Origin of the sequence: Pseudomonas sp. R37(2017) (genome assembly GCF_002113375.1) — a bacterium.
Classification (GTDB): domain Bacteria; phylum Pseudomonadota; class Gammaproteobacteria; order Pseudomonadales; family Pseudomonadaceae; genus Aquipseudomonas.
This window is the reverse complement of the sequence record NZ_NEHO01000004.1, coordinates 285290-302915: the sequence shown is the minus strand read 5'-3', so window position 1 is coordinate 302915 and position 17626 is coordinate 285290. Positions and strand designations below refer to the sequence as shown.

Here is a 17626-nt window from a genome sequence, read left to right as displayed (position 1 = left end):
CCCCCCACCCTGTACCCTGTAGGAGCGAGCACGCTCGCGATGGTCGTCAACGATAACGCGGGAGACCTGATGCCCCCGCGGCGTTTGTGCGTTCATCGCGAGCGGGCGAGTACTTCGCAGTTCGTCAGGCCGATGAAAAATACCTTTCGCCCCCCCTTCCCAAGCCGTTGGCGAAGCCTAGAATAGCGACCTTGTTCCCCCCTCCGCCTCCACTCCTCTTTACGATAATCGCCCATGTCCGAAGCCAGTCCGTGTCTGAATTGCGGTGCCTGCTGTTCTTATTTTCGCGTGTCATTTTTCTGGGGTGAATGCGCCTCGTCCGGAGGGACGGTACCCGATGAGCTTGTCGAGCAGATCAGCCCCAGTCGGGTCGCGATGATCGGCACCGGGTGCAAACCCGCGCGCTGCACCAGCCTGGTGGGAGTCGTCGGCAGTACGGTGCAGTGCTCGATTTATGAACAACGCTCAAGCCCTTGTCGGGAGTTCGAGGCTTCCTGGGTCGATGGCCAGGCCAATCCCGATTGCGACAAAGCCCGTGCCGCTTTCGGCTTGCCGCCCCTGCAACCTGCGCTCGAGACGCCTCAGAAGCAAATCGGCTGATAATTAGCACTAATCGCTATTAGGCTAATGTCAAAATGTTTGACATTAATGTGCCACTACCGCTTGCGCTCCATCCATGCCCTCTATACTCCAAGACATTCTTTGGCGCTCCTTGCGCCGGCCTGAGGGATAAAGATGGGGCATGCGATGGAGTGGCTTGGTCTGCATTTCATGACCGATCTGCCAGAGGGCGGGCAGGTCATACTCAATTGCACCCATGACCCGTTTCTGGTGCTGCTGGCATATCTGGTCGCCTGCGTCGGCTGTTTCGCGACGCTGGACATGGCCGAGCGGGTAGCCCACGCGGAAAAATCCGCGTCCCAGACGCGCTGGCGCTGGGTGGGCAGCGCATGTCTGGCTGGCGGGATCTGGGCCATGCACTTCGTCGGGATGCTGGCCTTCCAGACGCCTATCGATCTTCACTACCAACTGCCTGTCACGGTGTTCTCGCTGACCATCGCACTGCTCGCCGCGTGGCTGGCCATGCATACCCTCAGCCTCCCGGATTTGAGCCTGCAACAGTGTCTCAAGACATCGATCGGAATCGGCCTGGGTATCTCGACCATGCATTACGTGGGCATGACGGCCATGCACTCCAATGCCTCGGTCTATTACCATCCGGGCCTGTTTGCTCTTTCCATCGTGGTCGCTATCGGTGCCGCGCTGGCAGCCTTGCTGATGGCATGGTATCTGCGCGAGGGCGCCGGCATGCTGCATCAGCTCTTCAAATACTCGGCCAGCCTGTTGCTCGGCGCGGGCATCCTCGGCATGCACCTCACCGCCATGGCCGCCTTCAACCTGGTACTCCCCAGCGACAGCCTGCCAGCACAGACCGGCGAGCACAGCCACCTGCAACTGGCGTTGACCGTGACGGTCATGACCCTGCTGATCATCGGCAGCAGCATCAGCGCGGCCCTGGCGGACAAGAAACTGCAACGCAAGGACCACGACCTGCAGCGGGTCAACTCCCTGCTCAGCCAGTTGGACCAGGCACGCATGTCGCTGCAGCAGGTGGCGCACTACGACCCGCTGACCAATCTGATCAACCGTCGCGGGTTCAATCAGATCTTCGCCGAAAAACTCATCGAGAAAACCAACAAGGGCGGGATGCTGGCGATCCTGTTCCTGGACATCGACCATTTCAAGCGGATCAACGACAGCCTGGGCCACGATGCCGGTGATGAACTGCTCGTAGCGCTTGCCGGACACATCAAGAGCTCGGTTCGCAGTCATGAGGATGTTGTCGCGCGCTTCGGGGGCGACGAGTTCTGCCTGCTCATCGACCTGCATGATCGTGACGAAGCGCGGCAGATGGCCCAACGCATCATGTTGAAAATGAAAGAGCCCATCGAACTGGCCGGCCGGCGCATGGTCATGACCACCAGCATCGGCATCAGCCTGTTTCCGGAAGACGGCAAGACATGCGAGGAGTTGTTGAAGAACGCCGACCTCGCGCTGTATCAGTCCAAGGGCAGCGGCCGCAATGGCCTGAACTTTTTCAGTGCCAACCTGAAAACCCGCGCCACACTCGAGCTGCAACTGGAAGAAGAGTTGCGCCACGCCCTGCGTGAAGACACCGGTCTGTTGCTGTATTACCAGCCGATCTATGACCTCAGGACCGGTCATGTCAGCAAGCTCGAGGCCTTGATCCGCTGGCAACACCCGGTTCACGGTTTCCTCGCACCGGATCGTTTCATCGCCATCGCCGAGGCCAATGGTCTGATCGCCGAGCTGGACAACTGGGTGCTGCGCAAGGCCTGCGAGGATCTGGGCGAGTTGTCGCGCCAGGGCTGCGAAAATCTCAAGATCGCCGTGAATTGCTCGCCCCTGAATCTGGCGCGAGAAGAACTGGCCGATGAAATCGAGTATGCATTGCGGGCCACCGGTGTAGCGCCCCATCGACTGGAACTGGAAGTCACGGAAAACGCCCTGATGGGCAATATCGCCGACACACTGGTGTTACTGCGGCAGATTCGCGCCCTCGGCGTGTCGCTGTCGATCGATGACTTCGGTACCGGTTATTCATCCCTGGCCTATCTCAAGCGCTTGCCGCTCAACACGCTGAAAATCGACCGCTCGTTCATCCAGGACATCCCCAAGGCCACCCAGGACATGGAGATTGTCCAGGCGATTATCGTCATGGCCCATACCCTGCAACTGCAGGTGGTCACCGAAGGGGTCGAAACCTTCGAGCAATACCAGTTCCTGGAAAACCATGGCTGTGACTTCGTTCAGGGCTACTTGCTCAGTCGGCCGGTGCCGCTCGCCGAATTACTTCCGGTACTGAACGAAATCAACCAGCGCAGGGACGCCTATACCGTCACGACGCTGAGTCTGGCTCACGGTACATCTGTACTAATGTAGACGGGTCCTTTTCAAGGAAACCCTGACTCCCATGCAAGCGCATCAACTGCGCGGCCAGACCGCTGATCGGTGTCGCCGAGCCTTGCTCCCGGGAAAACTTCACCGCTGTATCCAGATCCTTGAGCAACGTGCGCACGTGCCACTTGATCGGCTCGAAACGGTTTTCAGCCATCTGTGGGGCGAGGATCTGCAAGGGTTTCGAATCTGCAAAGCCACCCGCCAGCGCTTCGGCGATCAGGCTGGCATCGACCCCGGAACGTTCCGCCAGCGCGACCACTTCGGCAATCACCAGGGCATTGCAGGCGACGATCATCTGGTTGCACGCCTTGGTCACCTGCCCTGCCCCGATGCCACCCATGTGCGTCACACGCTGCCCCAGGTTCAGCAGCACAGGCCGGACCCGCTCCAGGTCCTGCGCATCACCACCGACCATGATCGCCAGGCTCCCGGCTTGCGCCCCCACCACACCGCCGGACACCGGCGTGTCGAGCCAGCCCATGCCGGACTTGCCAACTAGCTCGGCGGCCATTTCCCGCGTGGCGTTGGGCTCCAGACTGGAAAAGTCCACCAGTAACTGGCCTGTCTTTGCCCCCTCGACAATGCCTGCCGGACCAAACACCACCTCGCGTACGACCGACGTATCCGCCAGGCACAACATCACCACGTCAGCGTGCTGGCACAGTTCGGCCGGACTGGCGACCTGGCGTGCGCCTGCCTCCACCAGCGGCTTGCACTTTTCCGGGTTGCGATTCCATACCGCCAGCGGATACCCAGCGTCCAGCAGGCGCTGGCACATCGGCAACCCCATCAGGCCGATCCCGGCAAACCCCAGCGAAGGTAGCATTGACATCATTTAGCCTCCTTTTGATTAAAGATCGCCAAATAATGGCCGATCCATCATGACTCAGGAAAGGATTCACTCCGAGTAATGCTCAGGCAAAAGACCAAGGCATGGTCCAAGTACGCGCTGAAAAAAGACGCGATTGTATTCCGTGACGGTTCGACGACAGTGAGTCGGCCAACCAATCAGCCCAGGTAGATGGCGAACAATGACTTCTAAAAACAACCCGGCCACTGCGGTAACCGATCTGACGTTGAGCCCCGCGGCCAACAGCCCGTCATCACCGAAGCCATTGATTCACTCCCGTCCGTTGGCGACCCAGCAATACCTGTACTTCACCGAAACCAACACCGACCGCATCCTCGATAACCTCGACGGCCTGCGCGACATGGTGTTCCCGCGCCCACCGCATCTGGAAGGCGACAGCGAACAGCACAACGACCAGGAATTCCCATCGGTGTGCCTGATCGGCCTGGGCCGCTGCGGCTCGAACATTGCGCTGGACGTGGCAGAGCTGGTGTATAACGCCCGCAAGTTCTACCTCAACGAATTCAACAACGAAGATCGCCTGTCGCCGGACAAGCGCTATGCCGAAAAAGGCTACGGCCCGGCCCAGTGGATCCGCAACAACCTGCGCCTGGGCCAGAACAAAAATACCAAGCCGGTGTTTCTGGTCGAGCCGCTGGTGATGCTCGGCGACCTGGACAAGGACATCGCCGGACGCATCCGCTTCTCGCGCAAGGGCGAAAAAAGCGGATTCCTGCGCGACTACAGCAAGATGAAAATCATGGACCTGTCGGAAGTCCACGCCGGTGGCGCCGGTAATGCGCCGATCCTCGGTCAGTACCTGGCCAAGATCATCCTGAACAAGGACACCCAGCGTTTCTCCAGCCCTGACTGGAAAATGATTCACTCGTACCTGATCGACAGCTGCGGCATCAAGGCCAACCAGTCGCGCCTGTATTTCTCGATTTTCAGTGCCGGCGGCGGCACCGGCTCGGGCATGGCCTCGGAGTTCGGCCTTGCCCAGCAGCATTCGTACATGAACAAGACGTTCGACACCAAACCGATGGACGAGCACGACAGCAAAAGTGGTCACTCCTTCGTCTTCGAACCGATCTTCACCAGCGGCATCTGTGTACTGCCGAACATTTCCGATCACCGCAGTGAAATGTCCGAGGCGCTGCACATCAACGCCGGCCGCCTGCTGTGCAAATACCTGTCAGAAGAGTGGGACTTCTCCTACAACTTCGCCAACGAAGACAGCAGCGAAGCCAGTGTCATGGGCCGCATCCGCCCATGGAACGCGATGATGCTGATCTCCAATGACATCATGCGCTACGCCGAAGAAAACGATGACGGCAACATCCAGAACATTGATGTCAATGCCATGGAAAAGCATGCCAACCAATACATCTCGCAGCAGATCTTCAACATTCTGACGGCCCAGGCGGTGACCACCGACTACGACCAGAACTATTTCCGCCGCGCTGGAATCGACATCGGCGAAACCATCCGCCTGGACGCCAACGACCTGTTCATGAGCCTGGCTGGCCCGGTGGCGATTGCCTATGCCGAGTCCGTGGTACCGGAAACCCCGCCGCCGAGCAGTGACAAATTCAAGGTTTTCGAGAAAGAGCCGCAGCGCCTGAACATCGACGACCTGTTCTTCCGCTCGATCGACCTGCCGCACTTCAACAAGGTCACCCAGGCCATCGAAGGCATCAGTCTGTTGCCGATCGAGTCCAAGCGCTATCGCGCGTCGCTGGAGCAGTACAAGAACTCGGGTTACGACGCGGCGGCCCTGCATGACCTGCACTTCTTCAAGAATTGCTCGTCGGTGGTGTCGATCGTTTCCCTGCCGAAGGACTACAAACTGTCCTACATGGACCTGAACCGGTTGAAGACGCACCTCAACAGCCTGTTCCCCAACACCACGCTCAAGCGCTACGCGCTGGTGATCGGCGCCTCGGCCAACCTGTCGCTGACCACCCTGATCGCCAAGAGCCCGTGCCTGTCGGACGACTTCCTGACGTTGATCGTGGCCTTCATCAAGCGCTGCTTCGCGAAAACCCCGTACCGTTTCGACGAGACCCTGGACAACTCGATCCTGGACTTCATCATCAACGAACAGTTCGATGAAAACCGGATCGACGAGTTGCTCAACGAATTCGAGAACCCGGCGAAGATCCTCGATACCAACTGGTACGCGATCAAGCCGATGTACGAGAAGAAGTACCGTGAGCTGATCAACGACAAGGAAAAATTTGTCTCGATCAACGACATTCGCCTGTCCCGGGATTGCGTGAAGAAATCGATCAAGTACCTGCGCGAGATCTACCGCCACCGCATCGGCAAGACCAAGGTTATTTCGCTGAATAACCACACAGGCAAGACGTCTTACTAGGGTGCAAACCGCGTCGCCGCCTTCGCGAGCAGGCTCGCTCCCACGGTTGACCGCGTTCTCTCTGAAAGAATGCGATCCCTGTGGGAGTGAGCCTGCTCGCGAAGGCGGCCCCCACAATCAACGCAAATCAACATTCAGAAACAATTGAGCAGCCGTTCAGTTGCTTTCCCAACTGTTCCCGTTACGTTTACGTCACCGTGAAGCTGTGGCCTTTCTCCACGGCAACATGCCATCACGCTACTCGGCTACACACTTTTCCCCGGCACAGACGCGCACCAATAAGGTGCAAGCCTTTAAGCCAGTGCTCTTTCCTGGACCAGAATCCAGGGCTTGACCACCACCGCCCACATCTCCGGATCACGCTCAAAAAGATCCAGCGCCCGCGTTTCAGACAGCTTGGCGACCTTGTCGGCGGCCAGCCAGGCAGCCACTTTCTTGCCCTCATCGGTCGCCACGGCCTCGGCGACGACGATCAAATCCAGACCGGGATCGACCCACAATAGGGCACCCTTGGCGAAGAACGGCTCCAGTTCTTTCCAGCTAATAGATGCGGTTTCACCAAGCAGCTTGGCATAGAGGGTGCTAGGTTCTTGATTCATGGGACTGTCCGGAAAAGAAATCGGCGTGAATGATAACGTCGGTGGTCTGGCAGAAAAACCCGGATGCAATTGAGTGATCGAAATGAAAAGCGCAGGAAAGCCAGGGAATGCTGAGAATCCGGCTATAAGCCCCTCAATACCCCGCCGCAATTCTGTCTTTTACTTTCAATAAAGCGACACTTGCAGGTTTTGCCCCCCGGCGCTGCCTTCCCAGGCTGACAATCGGCGCTCTACACTGTACCGGTACAGTTGCCGAGGGGCTTTTCCGGGGAATGTCGCAGATATCTGACCCGGTTCTGCTGCTTTCGGCGCCAGGACTATAAAAATTACAACAGTAAGAGTGGAGCACTATGACTAAGGCTACTAAGCAGATTTCCAAACTGTTTGCCGCTATGGTTCTGGCCGGGGTTGCCAGCCATTCGTTTGCAGCTGACACCATCAAGATCGGCATTGCCGGCCCTAAAACCGGCCCGGTCACTCAATACGGCGACATGCAGTTCATCGGCGCCAAGATGGCCATCGAGCAGATCAACGCCAAGGGCGGCGTCGACGGCAAGATGCTCGAAGCCAAGGAATACGACGACGCGTGCGACCCTAAACAAGCCGTGGCCGTCGCCAACAAAGTGGTCAACGATGGTGTGAAATTCGTTGTCGGTCACCTCTGCTCCAGCTCCACTCAGCCAGCGTCCGACATCTACGAAGACGAAGGCGTGATCATGATCACCCCGGCCGCCACCAGCCCGGACATCACCACCCGCGGCTACAAAATGGTGTTCCGCACCATCGGCCTGGACAGCGCCCAGGGCCCTGCCGCCGGCAACTACATCGCTGATCACGTAAAACCGAAAATCGTTGCTGTGCTGCACGACAAACAGCAATACGGTGAAGGCATCGCCACCGCCGTGAAGAAAACCCTCGAAGGCAAGAACGTCAAGGTTGCCGTGTTCGAAGGCCTCAACGCCGGCGACAAGGACTTCTCCTCGATCATCCAGAAACTCAAGCAGAACAACGTCGACTTCGTCTACTACGGCGGCTACCACCCGGAACTGGGCCTGATCCTGCGCCAGTCCAAGGAAAAAGGCCTGAACGCCAAGTTCATGGGCCCGGAAGGCGTCGGCAACGACTCCATCTCGCAAATCGCCCAGGACGCTTCCGAAGGCCTGCTGGTGACCTTGCCGAAGTCTTTCGACCAGGACCCGGCCAACAAGGCGCTGGTTGACGCGTTCGCCGCCAAGAAGCAGGACCCGAGCGGTCCGTTCGTGTTCCCGGCCTACTCGGCAGTCGAAGTGATCGCCGAAGGTATCAAGGCCGCCAAGAGCGAAGACTCGGCCAAAGTGGCTGAAGCCATCCACAAAGGCACCTTCAAGACCCCGACCGGCGACCTGTCGTTCGACGACAAGGGCGACCTGAAAGACTTCAAGTTCGTGGTTTACCAGTGGCACTTTGGCAAACCTAAAACCGAAGTTTCCCCTCAGTAAGCCTGGTCTGACTGACCATGAAGCCCACTGTGCAAGCAGTGGGCTTTGTTTTACGAGGTTTATGGGCCTGACACCCGCGATCCGGGAGCAGGTTCACCTGAAAATCTTAAAACCGTCACCAGCGGTTCGCTGGCAAACGTTCGAGCGAGGGTGGCCACAGACCACTCAGCCCGGGCCGGAACATGACTCCACCAGTGAAATGCGTATCAGGTTTTTAGGAGCGCTGTAATGCCTGAGATCTATCACTTCTTCCAACAGCTGGTTAATGGGATGACCATTGGCAGCACCTATGCCCTGATAGCCATTGGCTACACAATGGTTTACGGCATTATTGGAATGATTAACTTCGCCCATGGCGAGGTCTACATGATTGGTTCCTACGTGGCCTTTATCGTCCTTGCCGGACTGGCCATGCTGGGTATCCATTCCCTGCCGCTGTTGATGACCGCCGCATTCCTGGCGACCATCGTTGTCACCAGTGCCTACGGCTACAGTATCGAACGGATCGCCTACCGCCCCCTGCGGGGCAGTAACCGCCTGATCCCGCTGATCTCGGCCATCGGCATGTCGATCTTCCTGCAAAACACGGTACTGCTCTCGCAAGACTCCAAGGACAAATCGATCCCCAACCTGATTCCGGGCAGCTTCAGCTTCGGTCCGGGCGGCGCACAGGAAGTGCTGATCTCCTACATGCAGATCCTGGTGTTCGTCGTGACCCTGGTGGTGATGCTCTGCCTCACCCAGTTCATCTCGCGCTCACGCCTGGGACGTGCCTGCCGGGCCTGTGCCGAAGACATCAAGATGGCCAACCTGCTGGGCATCAACACCAACAACATCATCGCCCTGACCTTCGTCATCGGTGCTGCTCTGGCGGCCGTGGCGGCTGTACTGCTGAGCATGCAGTATGGCGTGATCAACCCGAACGCCGGTTTCCTGGTGGGCCTCAAGGCCTTTACCGCGGCGGTTCTGGGCGGCATCGGCAGTATTCCGGGCGCCATGCTCGGTGGTCTGGTGCTGGGGGTGGCCGAAGCATTCGGTGCCGATATATTCGGTGACCAATACAAGGACGTGGTGGCTTTCGGTCTTCTGGTTCTGGTGTTGTTATTCCGGCCAACCGGCCTGTTGGGCCGTCCGGAGGTTGAGAAAGTATGATCAGGAATCTTAAACAGGCGCTGTTCAGCGCCCTGCTGGTCTGGGCCGTTGCCTATCCGGTACTCGGTCTGAAACTGTCCATCGCCGGCATCAACCTCGAAGTGCAGGGTGCCACAACCTCCACGCTGATCATCATCGCCACCTGCTCGGTGCTGATGTTCCTGCGTGTGTTGTTCGACCGCCAATATTCGGCGGCCATGCGCTCAGTGCCCAAGGGCAAACTGATCCCGGCCAGCGCGAGTCACTTCCTGACCCTGCCGACAACCCAGCGCTGGATCATCATGGCGTTGATCGTCGTTGCACTGGTCTGGCCGTTCTTCGGCTCACGCGGTGCGGTGGACATCGCCACGTTGATCCTGATCTACGTGTTGCTCGGTCTGGGCCTGAACATCGTGGTCGGTCTGGCCGGCCTGCTCGACCTGGGCTACGTCGGCTTCTACGCAGTGGGCGCCTACAGCTATGCGCTGCTGTCGCACTACTACGGCCTGAGCTTCTGGATCTGCCTGCCCATCGCCGGCTTGATGTCGGCGACGTTCGGCTTCCTGCTGGGCTTTCCGGTGCTGCGTCTGCGCGGTGACTACCTGGCGATCGTGACCTTGGGCTTCGGCGAGATCATCCGTCTGTTCCTTCGCAACCTGACCGATCTCACGGGCGGACCGAACGGCATCAGCAACATCCCCAAGCCGATGCTGTTCGGCCTGAGCTTCGACAGAACGGCTGCCGAAGGCATGCAGACCTTCCATGAATACTTCGGCCTGACTTACAACCCGGTCAGCAAGGTGGTTTTCCTCTACCTGGTGGCGCTGTTGCTGGCGCTGTTCGCGCTGTTCGTGATCAATCGTCTGCTGCGCATGCCGATCGGCCGTGCCTGGGAAGCCTTGCGCGAAGACGAAATCGCCTGCCGTGCCCTGGGCCTGAACCCGACAGTGATCAAGCTGTCGGCCTTCACCCTGGGTGCCTGCTTCGCCGGTTTCGCCGGTAGCTTCTTCGCCGCGCGTCAAGGGCTGGTCACGCCGGAGTCGTTCACCTTCATCGAGTCGGCCACCATCCTCGCCATCGTGGTGCTGGGCGGCATGGGCTCGCAGTTGGGCGTGGTCCTCGCGGCTGTCGTGATGATCCTGTTGCCCGAGCTGATGCGTGACTTCAGCGAATACCGCATGTTGATGTTCGGCGCCTTGATGGTGCTGATGATGATCTGGCGTCCTCAAGGTCTGCTGCCCATGCAACGTCCTCACATGGAGCTGCGTAAATGAGCAGAGAGATCCTGAAAGTAGATGGCCTGAGCATGCGCTTCGGCGGCTTGCTGGCGGTCAATAACGTTGCCCTGAGCGTGAAAGAGAAACAGGTGGTGTCAATGATCGGCCCCAACGGCGCCGGCAAGACCACCGTGTTCAACTGCCTGACCGGCTTCTACCAGCCAACCGCCGGCAGCATCCAGCTCAACGGTGAAGCGATCGAAGGCCTGCCCGGCCACAAGATCGCCGGTAAAGGCGTGGTGCGGACCTTCCAGAACGTGCGGCTGTTCAAGGATATGACCGCCGTGGAAAACCTGCTGATTGCTCAGCATCGGCACCTGAACACCAACTTCCTGGCCGGTCTGTTCAAGACGCCCGCGTTTCGCCGCAGCGAACGCGAGGCCATGGAATACGCCGAGTTCTGGCTGGAAAAGGTCAACCTCAAGGAGTTCGCCAACCGTCCGGCCGGCACCCTGGCCTATGGTCAGCAGCGCCGCCTGGAAATCGCCCGTTGCATGATGACCCGTCCAAGCATCCTCATGCTCGACGAACCGGCCGCCGGCCTCAACCCGCGGGAAACCGACGACCTCAAGGCGTTGATCGGTACCCTGCGTGAAGAGCATAACGTGACCGTGCTGCTGATCGAACACGACATGAAACTGGTCATGAGCATCTCCGACCACATTTTCGTGATCAACCAGGGCACGCCTCTGGCCAACGGTACACCGGAGCAGATCCGCGACAATCCTGAAGTGATCAAAGCCTACCTGGGGGAAGCGTAAATGCTGCAGTTCGAAAACGTTTCCACCTTCTACGGCAAGATCCAGGCGCTGCACAGCGTCAACGTCGAAGTCCGTCAGGGCGAGATCGTCACGCTGATCGGTGCCAACGGCGCCGGCAAGTCGACCCTGTTGATGACCCTCTGCGGTTCGCCGCAAGCCCACAGCGGCAGCATCCGCTACATGGGTGAGGAACTGGTCGGCCAGGACTCCGCGCGAATCATGCGTAAAAGCATCGCCGTGGTCCCGGAAGGTCGTCGGGTGTTTTCCCGTCTGACCGTGGAAGAGAACCTCTCCATGGGCGGATTCTTCACCGACAAAGGCGATTACCAGGAGCAAATGGACAAGGTTCTGGGGTTGTTTCCGCGACTCAAGGAACGCTTCAACCAACGCGGCGGCACCATGTCCGGCGGCGAACAGCAAATGCTCGCCATCGGCCGTGCGCTGATGAGCAAGCCCAAGCTGTTGCTGCTCGACGAGCCGTCGCTGGGCCTGGCACCGATCATCATCCAGCAGATCTTCGACATCATCGAACAGCTGCGCAAGGACGGTGTGACCGTGTTCCTGGTCGAACAGAACGCCAACCAGGCGCTGAAGATCGCTGACCGCGCCTACGTGCTGGAGAACGGCCGGGTGGTGATGCAAGGCACCGGAGAAGCATTGCTGACCGACCCGAAAGTGCGCGAAGCGTACCTCGGTGGTTGAGCCATTGCGGTAAACAAAAAACGGCCCTCGCGGGCCGTTTTTTTGTGCCCGCCACAATCTCACCGGCAATGGTGATCCATTGTGGGAGCGAGCCTGCTCGCGAAAGCCGTGTGTCTGCCAGCAAAGATGTTGAATGATAAACCGCATTCGCGAGCAGGCTCGCTCCCACAGGATCTATACGGTTTCAGATGATTTTTGTCACAGCCGATCCAACACCTCCCCACTGCGCTTGAACCACCCGATCAAATAATCCGCGAGCACCTGTGTGCGCTTGGGCAAGCCACCCTGGTACGGGTGCACCAGATACATCGGCATGCTGCGGGTCTGATAATCGCGCAGCAGCCAGCGCAAACGCCCGTCGGCCAGTTCTGTCGGCAAACAGTAGGACGGCAGGCGCGCAATACCGGCGCCGACCAGCGCAGCTTTCTTCAAGAGGTTGTAGTGGTTGCTGGCGAACGGCCCCGACACCCGTACACGCAACAACTCATGCTGCTGGTGATACAGCCATTCTTCGCGGCCGCTGTAATGGCTGTTGAGCAGGCAGCGATGCTCGGCCAGCGCCTGGGGTGTTTGCGGTTCACCGTATTGCTCCAGATAGGCCGGGCTCGCACAGGTCAGCTCTTGCCACGCCAGCAGTGGGCGCGCCACCAGTCGCTGGTCAATGGCCACGTCAGAACGAATCGCAAGGTCGAAACCGTCGCGGGACAGATCGCGGTAGCTGTTGTTGAGCTCCAGTTCGATCTGCACCTGGGGATACTGGGTGGAGAACTCCAGCAACAGGCCATCGAAGAAAGTCTCCCCGAGCGATACCGGCACCGTCATCCGCACCGGCCCGGCCATGTCGTCCTTCAATCTCGCCAGCGCCTGACGTGCCCGCTCGACTTGCACCACCAGCGCCTGGGCCTGTGGCAACAACGCAGCACCGGCGGCGGTCAGGCTCAATCGGCGGGTGGTACGTTGCAGCAACACCACGCAAAACTGCGCTTCCAACTGGCTGATTCGCTTGGACAACTGGCCCTTGCTGCAACCGAGCTGCTGCGCCGCCAAGGTGAAACTGCCCGCCTCGATCAATACCGCAAACGCGGCCAGGTCATCCATTTCGCTCATGGATTGTTTCCATTTGAAAACCAAAGGTTGCCTATTAGTGCACTTATCCGCAGAAAAAATCACTCTAAACTGAAACCTCACCCAACCACACGAGGATCAGCCTCCATGAAAATTCTTTTGATCGGCGCAGGCGGCACCATCGGTTCGGCAGTGGACAAAGAGCTGTCCCAGCGCCACGACATCGTCCGCATTGGTCGCAACAGCGGCGACTTTCAGGTGGATATCAGCGACAGCGCCTCGATTCGCAAACTGTTCGAGCAGACCGGCAAATTCGATGCGCTGATCTGTGCCGCAGGCAATGTGACCTTCGCACCGCTCAACGAGATGACCGAAGAGAGCTTTGCCCTGGGCCTCAAAGACAAACTCATGGGCCAGGTCAACCTGCTGCTGATCGGTCGCGAGTTCGCCAACGACGGCGCTTCCTTCACCTTCACCACCGGTGTGCTCAGCCACGATCCGATTTACAGCGGGACCTCGGCAGCCTTGGTCAACGGCGCACTGGACAGCTTCGTCCGCGCCGCCGCCATCGAACTGCCGCGCGGCCTCAGGGTGAATTCGATCAGCCCGAACGTCCTGGTCGAAGCCATGGGCAAATACGCGCCGTACTTCCGCGGCTTCAAGCCGGTTCCCGCAGCGGATGTAGCCTTGGCCTACGCCAAGAGTGTGGAAGGCCTGCAAACGGGTCAGACCTTTCACGTCGGCTGACCGGTCTCTCTGACAGATGCGTTACTGGCGAGCGATCACACCGCTCGCCAGACGCTCGCGCCCGAACTGTCGCAGCCACTGTTGCATCGGCCGTTCGAACCATCGATGACAGACCAGGCTGGCACCGATCAGCACTGAAAAAAACAGCAACAACGTCCAGGGTTGATAAAAGACGTTACGCCCCGGGAAGAATTTATCCGCCAGCAGCGCGGCGATAATTTGCAGCGGGAAGTGCAGCAAATAGCTGGCGTAGCTGATATCACCCAGCCACGCCAAACGCCGGGCGGCCGGCTCCAGCAACGAGTGACACGCCGCAATGGCCATGATTGTCAGCGGAAACAACAGCGCAAACTTGATCAACGGCTGATCGGCACCAAACAACCACCATCCCGCCGCACATCCTGTCGCCAAACACACTCCCACCCAACGTGTGGGCACCCGTTGCATCAGCCAGGCTACCCACACATACCCAACGCCACCGCAGAAAAAACCGAGCACACCAAGGGTGATTTTGTATTGTGCGGGAAAGCTGTACGCCGCCACGGCGATCAACAAAAAGCTGATCAGCGTTGGAGCAGACGAATAGCGCCACAGCAAGAAAAACGCTGCGTAGAGCAGTGCTTCAACAGAGATCGACCAGGCCGGGCCATTGAAGGACCAGCCTTGTTCCAAGCCCCACGCAGGGGCGAGAAAAATGTTCAACAGGCCGTGATAGACATCATTGAACGGATAAACAAAGGCGTTCCCCGTATACCGCGTGTAGACGATCTGCAGCAGCGCAACACCGCCGAAGGTTGCCAGATGCAGCGGATAGATACGGCTGAAGCGCTCGAGAAAAAACTGTTTTCCGCTCAGGCCTCGCCGTGCCACGGCATGCCCGAACAACCAGAAAAAGATGAACCCGGACAAGCTGAAGAACAGTGCAACCGCATCGCCACCATGCCGATAAAACAATGAGAACAGGCTGTAGAACGGTTGCTGACCGGTTTGCAGCGGACCCGGCGCTGCTCCTTGAAAAAAGAAATGCTGCCAGTGCCAGAACACCACCGCCAACGCCGCGATACCGCGCAGTGCATCCAATGCATACAGTCGTTTGGGGAAAACAGACAAGTGTTGGTTCATGCCGAAGTGGGCCCGGTCCTGGACAAGTGCGCCACTATGCTGCGAGGCCCCCCGCAACTCAATCCCTGACACACAAGCCTTGTGATCACTAGCTTGCCTGAGTAACGTGGCGGCACCTGTCAGGAGACCCCAAGATGCGTGTTGCCCGTTCCTTAGTCCTCGTTGCCCTGCTTCCGCTGTTCGCCGCTTGCCAATTGTTCGAGGGTGAGCGGCAGAACGCCTCCCATGTCGGCCAGACACGCATGCAAGGCCAATTGACCGCGGCGGACGGCAAACTGCTGTTCCAGCCGTGCAACCAGACAAGCCGCTACGTGGTCAACGACACGGGCGGCACCAGCGTCCTGCAGCAGGCTGCAAGCCTGGCGGATAAACAGGGCCAGCTGTTTGCCGATGTACGCGGGCGGGTGGTGGCCGGTAGTAGCGGTGTCGGCCAGCTCGATCTGGAGCAGTTGTACCGCGTCGAGCGCTCGGGCACCGCTTGCGATGATCCGAATTTCAAACTGCTGATCCTGCGTGCCGCTGGCCATACGCCGGAGTGGAGCGTGAAAGTCAGCGGCAAAGGCATGGTCGTCGACCGGGCCGGCCAGCCGCCCTTGGCCGTGCCTTACGTCGAAGAGCAACTGGGCGATGGCCGTTTCAACCTCAGCACCGAAGCCAACAACCAGCACATCGAACTGTGGGTTGCACCGCAACGCTGCGTTGACAGCAGCACCGGCAGCATCCAGCACATGAGTGCCGAACTGCGGGTTGACGGTCAAGTCCAGCGTGGGTGCGGGTATTTCGGCGGCTCGCGCGACGACTGATCGTTTAAGCCTCACAGGCCTGCGCCTTTGGGGCTTATAATCGCGGGTTTCAAACGCCCTGGCGCAGTTGTGCGCCCCGCGAACCGGATCCCGCCATGTTACGAATCACCGAACTCAAGTTGCCGATCGACCATCCCGATGAAGAACTGCGCTCTGCCATCGAGCAGCGCCTGGGCATCGCCAGCGATGATCTGCTCGATTTCACCTTGTTCAAGCGCAGCTACGATGCGCGTAAAAAGTCCTCCGAACTGTGTTTCATCTACACCATCGACCTTGAAGTTCGCGACGAGGCGGCGGTGCTGCACAAGTTTGCCGATGACCGTAACGTCAACGTGGCACCGGATGTCAGCTACAAAATGGTTGGCCAGGCACCCGCCGACCTGAACACCCGCCCGATCGTTGTCGGCTTCGGTCCGTGCGGGATTTTCGCCGGGCTGCTGCTGGCGCAAATGGGCTTCAAGCCGATCATCCTCGAGCGCGGCACCGAAGTTCGCCAGCGCACCAAGGACACCTGGGGCCTGTGGCGCAAAAGCGTGCTCAACCCGGAATCCAACGTGCAATTCGGCGAAGGCGGCGCGGGGACATTCTCCGACGGCAAGCTCTACAGCCAGATCAAGGACCCGAAATTCCTCGGCCGCAAAGTCCTGCACGAGTTCGTCAAGGCCGGTGCGCCGGAAGAAATCCTCTACGTCAGCAAACCGCACATCGGTACGTTCCGTCTGACCGGCGTTGTGGAAAACATGCGAGAGCAGATTCGCGCCCTTGGCGGCGAAGTGCGCTTCCAGCAGCGCGTCAGCGACGTGTTGATCGAAGACGGCCAACTGGTCGGCGTCGAGCTCAACGGTGGTGAACAAATCCATTCGAAACACGTGATCCTGGCCCTCGGTCACAGCGCCCGCGACACCTTCCGCATGCTCCATGGCCGTGGCGTGTTCATGGAAGCCAAGCCGTTCTCGGTGGGTTTCCGCATCGAGCACCCGCAGTCGCTGATCGACCGTGCCCGCCTGGGCAAGTACGCCGGCCACCCGAAACTGGGCGCCGCCGACTACAAACTGGTGCACCACGCCAAGAACGGTCGTTCGGTCTACAGCTTCTGCATGTGCCCGGGCGGTACGGTGGTGGCGGCGACCTCCGAGCCGAACCGTGTGGTCACCAACGGCATGAGCCAATACTCGCGTAACGAGCGCAATGCCAACTCCGGTATCGTCGTCGGCATCACCCCGGAAGTCGATTATCCGGGCGGCCCGCTGGCCGGTATCGAGTTGCAGGAACGCCTGGAATCCCACGCCTATGTGCTGGGTGGCAGCAACTACGAAGCCCCGGCGCAACTGGTCGGCGATTTTATCGCGGGCAAACCGTCCACCGAACTGGGCAGCGTCGAGCCGTCCTACAAGCCGGGCGTTGCCCTGGGTGATCTGGCGCTGGCACTGCCGGCGTTCGCCATCGAAGCGATTCGCGAAGCCTTGCCGGCGTTCGAAAAGCAGATTCGGGGTTACTCGTTGCACGACGCGGTGTTGACCGGGATCGAGACTCGCACCTCCTCGCCGCTGCGCATTACCCGTAACGAGTCGATGCAGAGCCTGAACGTGAAGGGCCTGTTCCCGGCCGGCGAAGGCGCCGGTTATGCAGGGGGAATTCTGTCGGCGGGCGTTGACGGGATTCGCATTGCCGAGGCTGTGGCTCGGGATATCCTCGGTCTCGAGGCTTGATGTCCAAACCTCTGTAGGAG

General features: G+C 59.3%; 15 protein-coding genes. 11 read left to right on the top strand and 4 right to left on the bottom strand.

Annotated elements, in window-relative coordinates; genetic code table 11:
* Nucleotides 1-234 precede the first annotated feature (234 nt).
* A complete protein-coding gene (locus CAG47_RS09320) occupies nt 235-600 on the top strand; it encodes a YkgJ family cysteine cluster protein (RefSeq protein WP_085724590.1) in 366 nt (121 codons plus the stop codon).
* A 147-nt stretch (nt 601-747) separates the two neighbouring features.
* A complete protein-coding gene (locus CAG47_RS09315) occupies nt 748-2964 on the top strand; it encodes a bifunctional diguanylate cyclase/phosphodiesterase (RefSeq protein WP_085724736.1) in 2217 nt (738 codons plus the stop codon).
* On the opposite strand, the gene CAG47_RS09310 is transcribed toward CAG47_RS09315, so the two are convergent.
* Entirely contained in the window at nt 2921-3817 is an 897-nt protein-coding gene (locus CAG47_RS09310) for an NAD(P)-dependent oxidoreductase (RefSeq protein WP_085724589.1), read from the bottom strand. The genes CAG47_RS09315 and CAG47_RS09310 overlap by 44 nt on opposite strands.
* 196 nt (nt 3818-4013) lie before the next feature.
* Between CAG47_RS09310 and CAG47_RS09305 the strand changes: the two genes are divergently transcribed.
* Nucleotides 4014-6212 (top strand): hypothetical protein, encoded by a 2199-nt coding sequence (locus CAG47_RS09305; RefSeq protein ID WP_085724588.1) that lies wholly within the window; start codon nt 4014-4016, stop codon nt 6210-6212.
* Between the two features lie 293 nt (nt 6213-6505).
* Here the strand turns inward: CAG47_RS09305 and CAG47_RS09300 are convergent, their stop codons facing one another.
* Complete coding sequence (locus CAG47_RS09300) at nt 6506-6811, bottom strand: DUF2288 domain-containing protein (protein WP_085724587.1); 306 nt, start codon at nt 6809-6811, stop codon at nt 6506-6508.
* A 350-nt stretch (nt 6812-7161) separates the two neighbouring features.
* On the opposite strand from CAG47_RS09300, the gene CAG47_RS09295 reads away from it, so the two are divergent.
* The 5 genes from CAG47_RS09295 to CAG47_RS09270 all read left to right on the top strand — a co-directional run bounded on the left by CAG47_RS09295 (nt 7162) and on the right by CAG47_RS09270 (nt 12160).
* The gene (locus CAG47_RS09295; protein WP_085724586.1) at nt 7162-8289 is read left to right on the top strand and encodes a branched-chain amino acid ABC transporter substrate-binding protein; all 1128 of its coding nucleotides are present in this window, start codon (nt 7162-7164) and stop codon (nt 8287-8289) included.
* 228 nt (nt 8290-8517) lie between these two features.
* The gene (livH, locus tag CAG47_RS09285; protein ID WP_085724585.1) at nt 8518-9441 is read left to right on the top strand and encodes a high-affinity branched-chain amino acid ABC transporter permease LivH; all 924 of its coding nucleotides are present in this window, start codon (nt 8518-8520) and stop codon (nt 9439-9441) included.
* Nucleotides 9438-10694 (top strand): high-affinity branched-chain amino acid ABC transporter permease LivM, encoded by a 1257-nt coding sequence (locus CAG47_RS09280; protein ID WP_085724584.1) that lies wholly within the window; start codon nt 9438-9440, stop codon nt 10692-10694. Before livH ends, CAG47_RS09280 begins: the two co-directional genes overlap by 4 nt.
* Nucleotides 10691-11458 (top strand): high-affinity branched-chain amino acid ABC transporter ATP-binding protein LivG, encoded by a 768-nt coding sequence (gene livG, locus CAG47_RS09275; RefSeq protein ID WP_085724583.1) that lies wholly within the window; start codon nt 10691-10693, stop codon nt 11456-11458. The genes CAG47_RS09280 and livG overlap by 4 nt, the downstream gene beginning before the upstream one ends.
* Nucleotides 11459-12160: an ABC transporter ATP-binding protein gene (locus tag CAG47_RS09270; protein ID WP_085724582.1), complete on the top strand. Its 702-nt coding sequence runs from the start codon at nt 11459-11461 to the stop codon at nt 12158-12160.
* 198 nt (nt 12161-12358) lie between these two features.
* Here the strand turns inward: CAG47_RS09270 and CAG47_RS09265 are convergent, their stop codons facing one another.
* Nucleotides 12359-13267, bottom strand: a complete 909-nt coding sequence (locus tag CAG47_RS09265) for a LysR family transcriptional regulator (protein ID WP_085724581.1) — start codon at nt 13265-13267, stop codon at nt 12359-12361.
* A 105-nt stretch (nt 13268-13372) separates the two neighbouring features.
* Between CAG47_RS09265 and CAG47_RS09260 the strand changes: the two genes are divergently transcribed.
* Nucleotides 13373-13972, top strand: a complete 600-nt coding sequence (locus CAG47_RS09260) for a short chain dehydrogenase (RefSeq protein ID WP_085724580.1) — start codon at nt 13373-13375, stop codon at nt 13970-13972.
* A gap of 21 nt (nt 13973-13993) precedes the next feature.
* Here the strand turns inward: CAG47_RS09260 and CAG47_RS09255 are convergent, their stop codons facing one another.
* The gene (locus CAG47_RS09255) at nt 13994-15094 is read right to left on the bottom strand and encodes an acyltransferase (RefSeq protein WP_085724579.1); all 1101 of its coding nucleotides are present in this window, start codon (nt 15092-15094) and stop codon (nt 13994-13996) included.
* Nucleotides 15095-15228: 134 nt separating this feature from the next.
* Here CAG47_RS09255 and CAG47_RS09250 point away from each other — a divergent pair, with 134 nt between their 5' ends.
* Together CAG47_RS09250 and CAG47_RS09245 are read left to right on the top strand one after the other, a co-directional pair.
* The gene (locus tag CAG47_RS09250; protein WP_085724578.1) at nt 15229-15897 is read left to right on the top strand and encodes a COG3650 family protein; all 669 of its coding nucleotides are present in this window, start codon (nt 15229-15231) and stop codon (nt 15895-15897) included.
* Between the two features lie 95 nt (nt 15898-15992).
* Nucleotides 15993-17606: an NAD(P)/FAD-dependent oxidoreductase gene (locus CAG47_RS09245; protein WP_085724577.1), complete on the top strand. Its 1614-nt coding sequence runs from the start codon at nt 15993-15995 to the stop codon at nt 17604-17606.
* The last annotated feature ends 20 nt before the right edge of the window (nt 17607-17626 follow it).

What these genes read in the sequence shown, in the direction of transcription:
- CAG47_RS09320 (WP_085724590.1), top strand. Translation starts at nt 235, where the DNA reads ATGTCCGAAGCCAGTCCGTGTCTGAATTGCGGTGCCTGCTGTTCTTAT.
- CAG47_RS09315 (WP_085724736.1), top strand. Translation starts at nt 748, where the DNA reads ATGGAGTGGCTTGGTCTGCATTTCATGACCGATCTGCCAGAGGGCGGG.
- CAG47_RS09310 (WP_085724589.1), bottom strand. Translation starts at nt 3,817, where the DNA reads ATGATGTCAATGCTACCTTCGCTGGGGTTTGCCGGGATCGGCCTGATG.
- CAG47_RS09305 (WP_085724588.1), top strand. Translation starts at nt 4,014, where the DNA reads ATGACTTCTAAAAACAACCCGGCCACTGCGGTAACCGATCTGACGTTG.
- CAG47_RS09300 (WP_085724587.1), bottom strand. Translation starts at nt 6,811, where the DNA reads ATGAATCAAGAACCTAGCACCCTCTATGCCAAGCTGCTTGGTGAAACC.
- CAG47_RS09295 (WP_085724586.1), top strand. Translation starts at nt 7,162, where the DNA reads ATGACTAAGGCTACTAAGCAGATTTCCAAACTGTTTGCCGCTATGGTT.
- livH (WP_085724585.1), top strand. Translation starts at nt 8,518, where the DNA reads ATGCCTGAGATCTATCACTTCTTCCAACAGCTGGTTAATGGGATGACC.
- CAG47_RS09280 (WP_085724584.1), top strand. Translation starts at nt 9,438, where the DNA reads ATGATCAGGAATCTTAAACAGGCGCTGTTCAGCGCCCTGCTGGTCTGG.
- livG (WP_085724583.1), top strand. Translation starts at nt 10,691, where the DNA reads ATGAGCAGAGAGATCCTGAAAGTAGATGGCCTGAGCATGCGCTTCGGC.
- CAG47_RS09270 (WP_085724582.1), top strand. Translation starts at nt 11,459, where the DNA reads ATGCTGCAGTTCGAAAACGTTTCCACCTTCTACGGCAAGATCCAGGCG.
- CAG47_RS09265 (WP_085724581.1), bottom strand. Translation starts at nt 13,267, where the DNA reads ATGAGCGAAATGGATGACCTGGCCGCGTTTGCGGTATTGATCGAGGCG.
- CAG47_RS09260 (WP_085724580.1), top strand. Translation starts at nt 13,373, where the DNA reads ATGAAAATTCTTTTGATCGGCGCAGGCGGCACCATCGGTTCGGCAGTG.
- CAG47_RS09255 (WP_085724579.1), bottom strand. Translation starts at nt 15,094, where the DNA reads ATGAACCAACACTTGTCTGTTTTCCCCAAACGACTGTATGCATTGGAT.
- CAG47_RS09250 (WP_085724578.1), top strand. Translation starts at nt 15,229, where the DNA reads ATGCGTGTTGCCCGTTCCTTAGTCCTCGTTGCCCTGCTTCCGCTGTTC.
- CAG47_RS09245 (WP_085724577.1), top strand. Translation starts at nt 15,993, where the DNA reads ATGTTACGAATCACCGAACTCAAGTTGCCGATCGACCATCCCGATGAA.